This is a genomic window from Streptomyces sp. NBC_01390, from assembly GCF_045040105.1.
Lineage (GTDB): Bacteria > Actinomycetota > Actinomycetes > Streptomycetales > Streptomycetaceae > Streptomyces.
Genome location: NZ_CP109551.1, coordinates 3,940,045 through 3,952,576, shown reverse-complemented (window position 1 = coordinate 3,952,576; position 12,532 = coordinate 3,940,045). Strand labels below are relative to the sequence as shown.

14 protein-coding genes are annotated in these 12,532 nt (G+C 68.9%); 13 read left to right on the top strand and 1 reads right to left on the bottom strand.

Features of this window, described 5'->3' with window-relative positions:
• Positions 1 to 21 precede the first annotated feature (21 nt).
• The 5 genes from OG241_RS17680 (at position 22) to OG241_RS17660 (ending at position 3,474) form a co-directional block, all read left to right on the top strand.
• The gene (locus OG241_RS17680; protein ID WP_405816412.1) at positions 22 to 369 is read left to right on the top strand and encodes a hypothetical protein; all 348 of its coding nucleotides are present in this window, start codon (positions 22 to 24) and stop codon (positions 367 to 369) included.
• A gap of 19 nt (positions 370 to 388) precedes the next feature.
• Positions 389 to 736 (top strand): hypothetical protein, encoded by a 348-nt coding sequence (locus OG241_RS17675; RefSeq protein WP_405816411.1) that lies wholly within the window; start codon positions 389 to 391, stop codon positions 734 to 736.
• A 233-nt stretch (positions 737 to 969) separates the two neighbouring features.
• Positions 970 to 1,539, top strand: coding sequence for a TetR/AcrR family transcriptional regulator (locus OG241_RS17670; RefSeq protein ID WP_405816410.1), 570 nt, complete (start codon positions 970 to 972; stop codon positions 1,537 to 1,539).
• An 83-nt stretch (positions 1,540 to 1,622) separates the two neighbouring features.
• Positions 1,623 to 2,438 (top strand): oxidoreductase, encoded by an 816-nt coding sequence (locus OG241_RS17665; RefSeq protein WP_405826277.1) that lies wholly within the window; start codon positions 1,623 to 1,625, stop codon positions 2,436 to 2,438.
• 61 nt (positions 2,439 to 2,499) lie between these two features.
• Positions 2,500 to 3,474 (top strand): NmrA family NAD(P)-binding protein, encoded by a 975-nt coding sequence (locus OG241_RS17660; RefSeq protein WP_405816409.1) that lies wholly within the window; start codon positions 2,500 to 2,502, stop codon positions 3,472 to 3,474.
• A 175-nt stretch (positions 3,475 to 3,649) separates the two neighbouring features.
• On the opposite strand, the gene OG241_RS17655 is transcribed toward OG241_RS17660, so the two are convergent.
• On the bottom strand, positions 3,650 to 4,249 hold the full coding sequence (locus tag OG241_RS17655; protein WP_405816408.1) for a hypothetical protein: 600 nt from the start codon (positions 4,247 to 4,249) through the stop codon (positions 3,650 to 3,652).
• A gap of 42 nt (positions 4,250 to 4,291) precedes the next feature.
• On the opposite strand from OG241_RS17655, the gene OG241_RS17650 reads away from it, so the two are divergent.
• From OG241_RS17650 to OG241_RS17615, 8 genes are all read left to right on the top strand, one after another.
• The gene (locus OG241_RS17650) at positions 4,292 to 4,915 is read left to right on the top strand and encodes a hypothetical protein (protein WP_405816407.1); all 624 of its coding nucleotides are present in this window, start codon (positions 4,292 to 4,294) and stop codon (positions 4,913 to 4,915) included.
• 261 nt (positions 4,916 to 5,176) lie between these two features.
• A complete protein-coding gene (locus OG241_RS17645) occupies positions 5,177 to 6,181 on the top strand; it encodes an alpha/beta hydrolase fold domain-containing protein (protein WP_405816406.1) in 1,005 nt (334 codons plus the stop codon).
• 44 nt (positions 6,182 to 6,225) lie between these two features.
• Positions 6,226 to 7,251, top strand: a complete 1,026-nt coding sequence (locus OG241_RS17640) for a helix-turn-helix domain-containing protein (protein ID WP_405816405.1) — start codon at positions 6,226 to 6,228, stop codon at positions 7,249 to 7,251.
• Between the two features lie 179 nt (positions 7,252 to 7,430).
• Positions 7,431 to 9,506 (top strand): acetate--CoA ligase, encoded by a 2,076-nt coding sequence (acs, locus tag OG241_RS17635; RefSeq protein WP_405816404.1) that lies wholly within the window; start codon positions 7,431 to 7,433, stop codon positions 9,504 to 9,506.
• Positions 9,491 to 10,153: an adenylate kinase gene (locus OG241_RS17630; protein ID WP_405816403.1), complete on the top strand. Its 663-nt coding sequence runs from the start codon at positions 9,491 to 9,493 to the stop codon at positions 10,151 to 10,153. Before acs ends, OG241_RS17630 begins: the two co-directional genes overlap by 16 nt.
• A gap of 129 nt (positions 10,154 to 10,282) precedes the next feature.
• Positions 10,283 to 10,684 carry a hypothetical protein gene (locus OG241_RS17625; RefSeq protein ID WP_405816401.1) on the top strand — a complete coding sequence of 134 codons (402 nt, stop codon included), beginning with the start codon at positions 10,283 to 10,285 and terminating at the stop codon, positions 10,682 to 10,684.
• A gap of 53 nt (positions 10,685 to 10,737) precedes the next feature.
• The gene (locus tag OG241_RS17620) at positions 10,738 to 11,601 is read left to right on the top strand and encodes a hypothetical protein (protein WP_405816400.1); all 864 of its coding nucleotides are present in this window, start codon (positions 10,738 to 10,740) and stop codon (positions 11,599 to 11,601) included.
• 48 nt (positions 11,602 to 11,649) lie between these two features.
• Positions 11,650 to 12,516 carry a hypothetical protein gene (locus OG241_RS17615; RefSeq protein ID WP_405816399.1) on the top strand — a complete coding sequence of 289 codons (867 nt, stop codon included), beginning with the start codon at positions 11,650 to 11,652 and terminating at the stop codon, positions 12,514 to 12,516.
• The last annotated feature ends 16 nt before the right edge of the window (positions 12,517 to 12,532 follow it).

Here is a 12,532-nt window from a genome sequence, read left to right as displayed (position 1 = left end):
CCGGATGGAGGCATCCTCAGCGTGAGCGGTACCGAGCCCGTCGGGCTACTGAGGGTTCTGATCGTGTACGAGCGGCCCTCGCCGAACAAGGTGGTCTGTCACGCCCGCTGTGTCAGCGTGGGGCGGAGCGTCTTCCCCGGGGATGCGGTCCTTCCGGAGGACGCCCCACCGGATGCCGGGACCTCCCCGGCCCGGGTGCTCCGGATGTACCGGCCGCCGGTGGGGGAGTTCACCGAACTGACGCCCGGCTGGAGCGCCGCCGTCGAACTGGAGGCGCCCGAGGGGACGGACCTGTCGTGGGTGCAGCCCGACGCGAACCTCAGAGTGGTATCGCCGACGACCGGCACGGAGCAGGGACAGGCGGGTTGAGTATGGAGGCATCCTCGGCATGAGTGGCACCGAGCCTGTCGGACTGCTGCAAGTGGAGATCGTGTACGAGCGGCTCTCGGCGCACAGGGTGGTCTGTCACGCCCGCTGTGTCAGCGTGGGGCGGAGCGTCCTCCCCGGCGATGCGGTCCTTCCGGAGGACGCCCCACCGGATGCCGGGACCTCCCCGGCCCGGGTGCTCCGGATGTACCGGCCGCCGTTCGGCGAGTTCACCGAACTGACGCCCGGCTGGAGCGCCGCCGTCGAACTCGAGGCGCCCGAGGGGACGGACCTGTCCTGGGTGCAGCCCATGGCGAGCCTCCGAGTGGTCCCGCCGGCAACCGGCGCGGAGCAGGGACAGGCGGGTTGAGCACCGTCTTCGGCGGCAGCCGACCGGTAGCTGTACCGCGGTGACCGGCCCGAGGCTGAGGACCTCCAGTCCGAGATCCTCAGCCTCGGGCCGCAGGGACGGGACGCCGAGCGCGCCGCGCTCGGCCAGGGCGTGACTGCGCGACGCGGCCAGGGCTACACCCTGCGGCGTGACCAGGTCACCCTGGAAACCGATCGGTTTTCTTTTGGGTCGTTTCGAGTTAATCTCGCGATATGACCACCGAAGTGAAACCAAGCCCCAGGGAGCGGCTGCTGGCGGCGGCGGCCGCGCTCACCTATCGAGACGGTGTCGGCATCGGCGTCGAGGCCCTGTGTAAGGCGGCGGGAGTGTCGAAGCGCTCCATGTACCAGCTGTTCGAGAGCAAGGACGAACTGCTGGCGGCAAGCCTGAAGGGGCACGCCTCTGCCTATGTGGCGACACTCCTCCCTGCGGCGGACGACGACCGATCGCCCCGTCAGCGGATCCTGCACGTCTTCGAGCAGGTGGAATCACAGGCGGATGCACCCGAGTTCCGGGGCTGTCGGTATCTGGCCGTACAGATCGAGCTCAAGGATCAGGGTCATCCCGCCAGCCGGGTTGCCCACCAGGTCAAGGCGAACCTGACCGCCTTCTTCCGTTCCGAGGCCGAGCGGGGCGGGGCGGGCGATCCCGACCTGCTGACCCGTCAGCTCGGCCTGGTCTTCGACGGGGCCAGCGCCCGCGCGGGAATCGGAGCCGACATTCTGACGGGGCTCATCGTGCCCACGGCGACCACCCTGCTCGACGCGGCAGGCGTGCACTGACGCATCACCCTTCTTGCATGCGAAAACCGATCGGTTTACTGTGGAGGAAAACCGATCAGTTTCCAAGAGGTGTGGGAGTCATGATGACGACGAACCGGCCAGTGGCACTCGTGACGGGTGCGTCATCCGGCATCGGCAGGGAAACCGCGCTCGCGCTGGTCGCGGCGGGTTTCGACGTGGTCGGAACAAGCCGGGACGCCGCACGCGTCGCCCCACTCGACGGTGTGACGTTCGTCGACCTGGACGTCGCCAGTGACGCCTCGGTCACCGCCGCGGTCCAGGAGACGATCGACCGGTTCGGCCGGATCGACGTCCTGGTCAACAACGCCGGCGTCGGCTCGACAGGTGCGGCCGAGGAGACCTCCGTCGCGCAGGCCCAAGCGGTCTTCGACACCAACGTGTTCGGGGTCATGCGCATGGTGACGGAGGTCCTGCCGCACATGCGCGCCCAGCGGCACGGGCGCATCATCAACATCTCGTCCGTCCTCGGCTTCATACCTCAGCCCTACATGGCCGTCTACGCGGCCTCCAAGCACGCGATCGAGGGCTACTCCGAGTCCCTGGACCACGAGGTCCGTGAGCACGGCGTCCGCTCGCTTCTCGTCCAACCCGCCTACACCAGGACCGGGTTCGAGGCCAACAGCACGAAGCCCGACTTGCCGCTGCACGCCTACGCCAGCCAGCGCCTCACCGTCGACCGCGTGATGGCGGAGGCGGTCAGGGACGGTGACGCCCCCGCCGTCGTCGCCAAGGCGATCGTCGCGGCGGCGACCGACGCCAAGCCGAAGCTGCGCTACACCGCCGGCCCCACGGCCGGACGCGTGAGCACACTGCGTCGCGTCGTTCCCGCCCGGGCCTTCGACAAGCAGATCCGCAAGATCAACCGTCTGGCCGGCTGACACACAGCCTCACGGGCTTTCCGAACGGCTGATCCACTCCACACAGACGAAGGACGTTTTGATGTCAGAGCGCAATCCCATCCTGGTCACCGGTGCCGCCGGCGAAATCGGCGGCGTGAGCCGGACGATGGTCGACATGCTGCTTGAACAAGGGCATCCGGTACGGGCGTTCGTGCGCCAGGACGACGAGCGCGCCCAGTCGCTGCGCCAGGCCGGGGCCGAGGTCATCGTCGGTGACCTGCTCACCATCGCCGACGTGACCGCCGCCCTGAAGGGTGTCCTGCGCGTCTACTTCAGCATGGGCCTGTCGCCGTACTACACCGACGCCGTGAGCCTGATGGCCGCGGCGGCGCGGGCCCAGGGCGACATCGAGGCGTTCGTCAACATCTCCGAGTACGAGCAGTCGTTCATGACCTTCGACAAGATGACCGCGCCGGAGGAGGAACGGTGTGCGCATCTCGGCGGACTCGTTGCCGACTGGTCGCCGCAGCAGCGGGCCCACTGGGTCGCCGAGCAGGTGCTGGAGTGGTCCGGCCTGCCGACCGTCAACATCCGGGGCGCCATGTTCGTCGAGAACCCCCTGATGACCTGGCTGGCCCTGGAGCCGCTGAGCAGGGGCGAACTGCGTCTGCCCTTCGGCGACCACCGCCTCGCGCCCATCGCCGGCTACGACGTGGCGGAACTGTGCGTGAAGATCCTGACCGACCCGGCGCCGCACATCGGCAGGTCCTACGACCTCAACGGCCCGGAGCTCAAGGACATGCACGGGTTCGCGCAGGACTACGCGGCCGTGCTGGGACGCCCGGTCACCTACGTCCCCGAAGACGTGGAGACCTGGAACAGGACCTACATAGACCCCGCCCTGGCCGCGATCCCGCACACCGCGGAACACCTCCGGACCCTGACCCGCCTGATGGGCGGCGGCGGATACCGAGGCACCACCGACCAGCTGGAAATCCTGCTCGGACGCCCCCCGAAGACCGTGCGCTGGGCACTGGAGAACCGCCCGCGCATCCGGAAACTGGCGGCTGCCTGAGCGGCAGAGCCGCCTCGAACTCGTCCGAGTAGTCCTTCATCGCCTTCATTGCGATCGGCGGTGTTCTCGCTTCCTCCGGATCAAGCAGATCCAGTATCAGCGTGTCCACCCCTCAGGGGGAGGCCCCGGTAGCGCACCCGGGAAGCCCAGACGCAAGAGACGGCTGGTTGCCGTTCTACTCCACCGGCTCGCGCCAGGCGGCGACGAGATTGTGGAAGTGCGGGAAACGGCTACCCGGAACAGTCTCGCCATTGACCGTCTCGCCGTTGAGCCAGCAGATGTCGAAGACGCCGGTCTCGGTGTCGAGCAGGCAACACACCCCACCGGCAGCGGCGGTGAGGTCGGAGAACACCTTCCTGACGCTCGCGGACTGCTCGAACATCCGACTCATGTCCGAGGTGGCCGCCGTGAACTGCAGTGACGCAAAGTTCGGGTGCCATGCGGACGAGAACCGGACGGTCAAGTAGATGTACCCGACTGACACTCTTCCCAGCTCGTCGACCCCGTCGACATCCCGGAGGTGGAACTCACGGATCGCGTCGTCGACGCCAACCATGATTGAGGTGTCCAGTTCGAGCGTGCCGCCTGCTGAAGAGTCGACTGGCTCGCTCTTGAACTTGGAGGTGAACGGTACGGTCAGTTGCTCGCCGCCCGGCAGAGTGACCGGAAGCGGCGGAGTGTCGCGGCCTTGGGGCGCGAGTTCGGCCAGCCGGGTCAGTGCTCGCGCAACGTTCCGAGGGGGCACGAAGATCTCGTAGCTGTAGTCCAGCCCCATGCTCGCCCCGCCTCCCCTGTCCTGAGCGGGCAGCCTTTCACGGTGTGGACCGATAGCCCAGCCGCTTTCTGGGGCGGCCGCGTTGATCTTGCGCGGTCGGGGATTCGAGCCAAGGACTACGCCGGCGACTGGAACAACCCCGAGAACCCGCCCGGGTGGACCGACGACTACGGGAACACCCCCACCTTCTGGCCCGACTTCACGCGCGGGATCAGTCATCTGTTCACGATCAGCGACCTCTACGCCCTCGAAGACGCGGTCACCGCTCAGGTGCAGCGCACGGCGACAGCGGTCACCGGGCATCCGGCACAGTACGTCGACACCGACCTGGACACGTATTGGAGCAGTCCGGACCTGGTGGGACTCGTCGATTCCCCGGCCGGATACAACGCCGATCCCAACGACAAAAGCACCATGAGCTTCCGCGACAACTTCACGGGCTTCTGGAACGTGTGGAAGCACGGAATCATCACCAGGGACTACGCCCTGCTCGACGAAATCCACCCCGACCGGATCAAGAGCGCCGAGGAATGGTTCCGTCGGGAGGACCAGGCGGGCAGGGAATCCGGCAAGGGAAGTCTCTGGGAGAGGGTCCAGCCGGAGAACTGGACCATGGAATCCGCGGTCCTCAAGAGCAGTGCGGATTTCAGGACGGGCAAGCTGTAGACGGTCGGCGGGGGTGGTGTCGGCGTACACCCGAACATGGTCGATCGGTCAGCCTGGTCAGGCCGTCGCCGTCGCAGGTCCGTAGTCACCTCAGGCCGCAGGTGGTCCCACGGCACCGGCCGGCCCCGCCCGACCGGTGGCCCCGCCATATGGCGGGGCCACCGGCGACGGTTCCAGCCACCTGCCGGTAGCCCTGCGGGCATCGGAACCGGAGAGTGGATTTCACCCGCTTCCCGTCGTCGTTCCCGAAGGAGAGAACAGATGGCAGCCCAGACAGCAGCAGACTTTTTCGGTGCCCCGACCATCCGGCCCCCGTTGGACCCGGAGCTCGCGCCCGTCGAGGAGGCGATGCGCGCTGCTTTTCCGACCGTGTCGGACGAGACCCTCGCAGAGACCCGACGGCTGCTGGTCGAGGGTCCCCCCGGGATGGAGCCGGTGGATCTGACGGCGGGCGGCAGGGTGCGGGTGGAGGAGCGTCAGGTACCCGGCCCGGACGGCGCGCCGGACATCACTCTGCTGATTCTCAGCCCCGTCGAGGACCGGGGCCCCAAGGGAGCCATCTTCCACATCCACGCCGGCGGGATGGTCGCGGGGGACCGCCGGACGGGCGTGAGCCTTTTCCTCCCCCATGTGATCGACGGGAGTGCGGTCGTCGTGTCTGTCGAGTACCGGCTGGCGCCGGAGCACCCCGACCCCGCGCCGCTCGACGACTGCTACGCGGGGCTGGTGTGGACGGCGAAGAACGCGGCCGAGCTCGGTGTCGACCCCGAACGGCTCCTGATCGCCGGCTCCAGTGCCGGCGGCGGCCTCGCGGCGGGGACCGCACTGCTCGCCCGCGACCGCGCCTTCCCCAGGCTCAGCCACCAGGTGCTGATCTGCCCCATGCTCGACGACCGCTTCCAGACGCACAGCAGTCGCATGGTGGACCGCGGGTGCGGATGGGACCGCCGCAGCAACCTGTACGGGTGGACCTCTCTGCTGGGCGAGCGGCGCGGCGGCCCGGACGTGTCGCCGTACGCCGCGCCGGCCCGTGCCGAGGACCTCAGCCGGCTGCCGCGCACCTACATCGACACCGGCTCGGTGGAGACCTTCCGCGACGAGATCCTGGCCTACGCCGGCCGCCTGTCCGAGGCGGGCGTGAGCGTCGATTTCCACATGTGGGGCGGAGGCTTCCACGGGTTCGACATGACGGCGGGCCATGCGGCTGTGTCGCGCGCCTCCAACGCGACCCGTGAGGAGTTCATCCGGCGGGCCCTTGAAGGGTGAGCGGTCGAAGGGCGAGCGGTGTGACAATGGCCGTGGAGGCTTCTGTGCGTGATCTCATCGTCAAGCTGGAAGTCGTCGACGACACGGCGGCCAGTGCGCTGCGCGTCGTCGACCACTTCGACCGCCTGATCGTGGAACACGCCTCGGCCGCGGCCATGGTCCGGGCAGTGGCCGCACTGGCGGGCTGCCCCGCCGGTCTGCACGACGCAGGCCGGGGCATCAGCCCTCGGTACGACTCCGGAGGGCGCTCCCTGCCCGAGGCGCAGAGCGGTTCATGGGCGCGCGTGGCGGTGCCCGACCGCCCCGGTTCCTGGGTATGGCTGGAGCGGACCGGCGAGGCGAGGCCGCTGGACGCCCTCATCCTGGAGCGCTCGGCCAAAGCGATCCAGGCAGTCACGGGAGCCTCCGTCGATCGCTCCGCCGACGCCGCGGTGCGGATCGCCTGCGACCCCGACGCCCCCGAGAACGACCGCCGCGACGCCGTCAAGCGGCTCGGGCTCGCCGGCCCGGTGACCGTCATCGTCATCGCCTCCCCCCAGCCACCGTCGCCCCACTCCACGCGGGTCGGCCGGCACGCGGTCACCCTGGTCGCCGGGACAGCGGTCCCGCCGTCGGACCTGCGGGCCGGGACAGCCGTAGCCCAGGAGCCGGCACACCTGCCGGCCGCCCTGGAACGTGCCCGTCTCGCGCTCCGGCTGACCGACCGGGTGAACGGCCCCGGCCCGTCCCTGGTGGCGTACGACGATCTCGGAGCCCTCGCCGTCCTCGCCGAGCGGACCACGCCCCAGGAGGCGGCCGGCATCGCCGACGTGCGCCGGCTGGACCAGACCCTGGTCACCCATCCCTGGGTGATCGACACTCTCCAGGCAGTGCTCGACCACGCCAGCCTGCGGCAAGCGGCGACCGGCCTCCACCTGCACCACTCGACACTCCAGGAGCGCCTGGTCTGGCTCGCCACCCAGCTCGGCTACACGGTCACGAAGCCGGGCGGGCGTCAACGCGCCACCGTCGCCGTCGCGTTCTGGCGGATCGCCCACAGCGAGGACGAACTCGCCGCCGACGGCGGCTGAAAGCGCCCACGCGCCTGCCTTCCAGGCAACTCGCAGCAACTCGCAGGACACCGCGGCAGACCGCAGCAGACGACCGGGACCGACCGAGGTCTGTCCACCGGTCTGTCACGCCCCCGCACACGCCTGCCCTCAATTGCCTTCAATTGCCCTCAATCTTTCAACGCTTAGGGACAACGCACATGACCACCGAGCCGCTCTCCAACCTGCTGAGAGAAGACCGCAGGTTCCCGCCCCCGCCCGGCTTCGCCGCGACGGCGAACGTGACGGCCCAGGCCTACCGGGCCGCCGAAGAGGACAGGCTCGGCTTCTGGGCCGAGCAGGCCCGTCGGCTGAACTGGGCCGAGCCGCCCCACCAGGTGCTGGACTGGTCGCAGGCGCCGTTCGCCCGATGGTTCGACGGCGGCAGGATCAACGCGGCGTACAACTGCGTGGACCGGCACGTGGAAGCCGGCCTCGGCGAGCGGGTGGCCATCCACTTCGAGGGCGAACCCGGCGACACCCGCACCCTTACCTACGGCGAACTGCTCCGCGAGGTGTCCCGGGCCGCGAACGCGCTCACCTCACTCGGGATCGAGGCGGGTGACCGGGTGGCCCTCTACCTGCCGATGATCCCCGAGACCCTGATAGCCATGCTGGCCTGCGCCCGCATCGGCGCCGTCCACTCGGTCGTCTTCGGCGGGTTCTCCGCGGACGCGGTCGCGAGCCGCATCCAGGACACGGAGGCGAAGCTGCTCATCACGGCCGACGGCTCCTACCGGCGCGGCAAGCCCACGCCCCTCAAGCCGGCCGCCGACCGGGCCCTGGAGTCCTGCCCGAGCGTGGAGAACGTCCTGGTCGTGCGCCGCACGGGCGAGGAGGTCGCCCTCACCCCCGGTCGGGACCTGTGGTGGCACGACGTGGTCCAGGCACAGAGCGACCGGCACATCCCGGAGGCCTTCGACGCCCAGCACCCGCTGTTCATCATGTACACCTCCGGTACGACGGGTAAGCCGAAGGGCATCGTGCACACCACCGGCGGCTACCTCACCCAGGCCGCCTACACCCATCACGCCGTCTTCGACCTCAAGCCGGAGACCGACGTGTACTGGTGCACCGCCGACGTCGGCTGGGTCACCGGCCACTCGTACATCGTCTACGGCCCGCTCGCGAACGCCGCCACCCAGGTGATCTACGAGGGCACGCCGGACACCCCGCACACCGGACGCTGGTGGGAGATCGTGGAAAGGTACGGCGTCACCCTCCTCTACACCGCGCCCACCGCGATCCGCACGTGCATGAAGTGGGGCGACGACATCCCCGCCCAGTACGACCTGTCCAGCCTGCGCCTGCTGGGATCGGTCGGTGAGCCGATCAACCCCGAGGCATGGATGTGGTACCGCGAGAAGATCGGCGGAGGCCGCTGCCCGATCGTGGACACCTGGTGGCAGACCGAGACCGGCGCCATGATGATCGCGCCGCTCCCCGGGGTCACCGCGACCAAACCGGGATCGGCCATGACCCCGCTGCCCGGCATCCGCGCCGAGGTCGTGGACGACACCGGAAAGCCGGTTCCCGACGGCAGCGGCGGCTACCTGGTCCTCACCGAACCGTGGCCGTCCATGCCCCGCTCCATCTGGCGCGACGACGACCGCTACGTCGAGACCTACTGGTCACGCTTCACCCGTACAACGGTGCTGCCCCCCGGCGAGGAAACAGAGACTCCCCTGTACTTCGCGGGGGACGGCGCCAAGAAGGACGCGGACGGCCACATCTGGCTCCTCGGACGCGTCGACGACGTCATGCTCGTCTCCGGGCACAACATCTCCACCACCGAGGTCGAGTCCGCACTCGTCTCCCACCCGTCCGTCGCCGAGGCCGCCGTCGTCGGCGTCACCGATCCGCAGACCACCCAGGCCATCGTCGCCTTCGTCATCCTGCGCGACAGCGACAGCGACAGCGACAGCGACAGCGACAGCGACAGCGGCGACGGCGACTCCGGCGTGGACGACGCAGCCGTCAGCGACGCACTCCGCGCACACGTGGGAGCTACCTTGGGCCCCATCGCCAAACCGCGCCGGATCGTCCTCGTACCCGAACTGCCGAAGACCCGCTCAGGGAAGATCACCCGCCGACTGCTCCGTGACATCGCCGAGAACCGCCGATCCGGCGACACCACCACGCTCGCCGATCCCTCCGTCATCGAGCGCATCACGGAACAGTTGTCCATCGCGCCCGCACCACAGCTGGGAGAAACGAACCCGTGCGCATCGTCCTGATCGGCCCGCCCGGAGCAGGCAAGGGAACCCAGGCCCGGGTCCTCGCCGAGCACCTGTCCATTCCGGCGATCTCCACCGGAGACCTCTTCCGCGCCCATGTCGAGCGAGGAACCCCGCTCGGCCGCCAGGCCCGGACATACATGAACGCCGGCGGTCTTGTGCCGGACGAAGTCACTACGGCGATGACAGCCGACCGCCTCCGGGAGGCCGACGCCGCCTCCGGCTACCTCCTCGACGGCTTTCCCCGCACGGTGCGACAGGGCGAACTGCTCGACGAGGTCCTGGCAGCACACAACGCGACGCTGGACCGCGTACTCGCCTTCGACGTCCCCGACGACGATCTCGTACGGCGTCTGGCCGGCCGGCGCACCTGCGGCGACTGCGGACTGGCACAGCACGCCACCGCTGCCTCCGGCGACGAGCCAGGCGCGTGTCAGCAGTGCGGAGGGGCCCTGCAACGTCGGAAGGACGACCAGGAGGAGACGGTCCGCAACCGCCTGGCCGTCTACACCGAGCAGACCGAGCCACTGCTCGACTGGTACAAGGCCCGAGGACTGCTGACCCGGGTGAACGCCACCGGCTCCGTCGACGAGGTGACCCGCCGGACCCTCGCAGCCGTCCTGCCCAGCACCTCACGTTCTGTCTGAAGAGGGCCGGTCAGCGGACCGCAGCGCGCGGTCTCCGACTGAGCCATGGCGGCGGCAAGGGAACATACGTACATGGAATACGTATTCCTACCGAGGTGTCCCTGACACGCGTGCCGTTTTCTTGTGTTCATGACGACACCGAGCGTGAAAGCGCAGATGCCGAAGAGCGTCCGGCAGGCGTTGGTGGGGGTGTGGATCCAGGCCGTACTGAACCTGGTGGTGGGATTCCTGTTGGTGGCCCTGGTGAGCGACGGGGCGGACCACGGTCGGGAGGACGGGGCCGGGCTGATCCGGTTCCTGGCGGTGGTGTCGCTGGTGATCGCCGGGGTGCTTCTGCTGTGCGGTGTCTTCGCGGAGAGGCGGTTGAAGGGGATACGTGTCACGGTCATCGTCATCGAGGCGCTGGGCGTGCTGATCGGTGTGGTGGGCGTGTTCCAGGGGGGAGTATCGGTTCTCCCGGGCATCGTCCTCGCCCTCGTCGTGCTGCGGGGCCTGAGCACCGCGGAGGCCAGGAACTGGTTCGACCGATGAGGTGCGTACCGAGGTACGTACGGAGGCGCGGACCCGGGCGGAAAGACTCCGTCGTGGCTGGCGTTGTGCCTGTCGTCGCGGCCCTCGCCGTGGCCGTCCTGTTCACCGGGGGGTGTTCGAGCGCCCACGGCACCGCCCTCTCCGGGGATCCGTCCGAGAGCGCGACGGGTGTGTCCGAGTCGCCGAGCCCTTCGCCGACCCCGTCCCTCACCCCTCCGTACCCGACCGGGGCGTCCGGCTGCCACGACAACAGGCGGTGGACGGTCGGGGAATCCACGGACTGGGTCGGGCTCGTCGTCGAGACGCCCAAGCAGAACTACGTGGACGACGGCAAGGGGCTGAGGGTTGTCAGCCTGCCGGGGTACAACGGACCGCTCTGCCGGAAGATCACCGTGCAGGTCGAGTTCTGGAAGCTGGTGTACGGAGTCGCGACCGGCACCGACGGCGAACGTCTCTCGGACGGGACGCGACCCGCCTACTACTTCGACATCCGCCGGGCGAAACGCGTCGAACTGCATACGGACGCGCGCGTCGAGCAGAAGATCGCCCTGCCCGCGTCCCTCTACGCGACGGACCGCAGTCCCTGCGTGGGTGCCCTCGTCTCGGTCACCGTGGGCAAGCCGCTGACGAGCAGGGAACTGCCCGAGGAGGTCAAGGTCGGCGGCGAAAAGGATGCCTGGGGGAGCACCTCCGTGGAGTTCCGGTCGCGGCGGGTCGCCGACTACGAGCTGTCCGAGCCCTCGGCACCGCAGGTGTGCAGCCAGGACGGCAAGCCCACCGCCGACCCGGCCGACGTACCCCCGCCGGGCTCCCAGCCGACGGACCTGTACCCGACGGACTTGTACCCGACGGATCTCTACCCGACTCCCGAGCGCAGTTTCGACCTCGACGACATCTTCGGCACGGCCTCACCCTGAGCCACCTGTTGGCCATTTGACCTTGTCACCTCACCTTGGGGGAATCACATGCGTATACACATGCACACAGCGGCCACCGTCGTTTCCGGCGCCCTCGTCCTCACGGCGCTCGTTCTTCCGGGCGCCGCCCAGGGAGCCGAGCGCCCCGGGACGGCGGCGGAGCTCAGAACCTTCGCCTCGCGGGGCGCCGTCCAGCCGAAGGACGCGCTGGGCGGCACCACGTTCAAGAACGGGGTCGTCAACAAGGGCAAGGACATCGTGCTCGGCGTGACGGGCAAGAAGGCCGTTCCCGTCACGTTCACCGCCTTCGACGAGGAAGGCGTAGCCCTCACCATGGCGTTCCTGTGGCAGGGCACCGACAGTTCGAGCACGGACACCATCACCGGCGCCCTGGGGACGGACGACAACCCCGTCTGCACGGAGACGCCGGTCGAGGGCGGCTACAGCTACAGCTGCAAGGCGGTCTTCAACATCGACCCCGCGGTCGACTTCAAGGACGGCAACGGCGTCGCGGGGGTCTGGAAGGTCTTCCTGGGCGCCTACGACCTCTACGCGAACGCCAGTTACAACGACGACGTCGCCAGGACCAGCATCAAGCGTGCCGCCAAGCTGACCGTCAACGCCACCCCGGAGCCGGTGAAGAAGGGCAAGACCATCACGGTCACCGGCAAGCTGACCCGCGCCGACTGGAGCACGGGCAAGACCACGGGATACGCGACCCAGCCGGTGAAGCTGCAGTTCCGCAAGAAGGGCAGCACCACCTACACCACCCTCAAGACGATCAAGACCAGCCGCACCGGCGCCCTGAGCACCACCACCAAGGCCGGCGTCGACGGCGACTACCGCTTCGTCTTCGCGGGCACCGCCACGACCGGCTCCGCGACGGTGCCCGGCGACTTCGTCGACGTCAAGTAGGCGGCTTCCCGGCCGA

What these genes read in the sequence shown, in the direction of transcription:
- OG241_RS17675 (WP_405816411.1), top strand. Translation starts at nt 389, where the DNA reads ATGAGTGGCACCGAGCCTGTCGGACTGCTGCAAGTGGAGATCGTGTAC.
- OG241_RS17655 (WP_405816408.1), bottom strand. Translation starts at nt 4,249, where the DNA reads ATGGGGCTGGACTACAGCTACGAGATCTTCGTGCCCCCTCGGAACGTT.
- OG241_RS17615 (WP_405816399.1), top strand. Translation starts at nt 11,650, where the DNA reads ATGCGTATACACATGCACACAGCGGCCACCGTCGTTTCCGGCGCCCTC.
- OG241_RS17670 (WP_405816410.1), top strand. Translation starts at nt 970, where the DNA reads ATGACCACCGAAGTGAAACCAAGCCCCAGGGAGCGGCTGCTGGCGGCG.
- OG241_RS17645 (WP_405816406.1), top strand. Translation starts at nt 5,177, where the DNA reads ATGGCAGCCCAGACAGCAGCAGACTTTTTCGGTGCCCCGACCATCCGG.
- OG241_RS17625 (WP_405816401.1), top strand. Translation starts at nt 10,283, where the DNA reads ATGACGACACCGAGCGTGAAAGCGCAGATGCCGAAGAGCGTCCGGCAG.
- OG241_RS17665 (WP_405826277.1), top strand. Translation starts at nt 1,623, where the DNA reads ATGACGACGAACCGGCCAGTGGCACTCGTGACGGGTGCGTCATCCGGC.
- OG241_RS17660 (WP_405816409.1), top strand. Translation starts at nt 2,500, where the DNA reads ATGTCAGAGCGCAATCCCATCCTGGTCACCGGTGCCGCCGGCGAAATC.
- acs (WP_405816404.1), top strand. Translation starts at nt 7,431, where the DNA reads ATGACCACCGAGCCGCTCTCCAACCTGCTGAGAGAAGACCGCAGGTTC.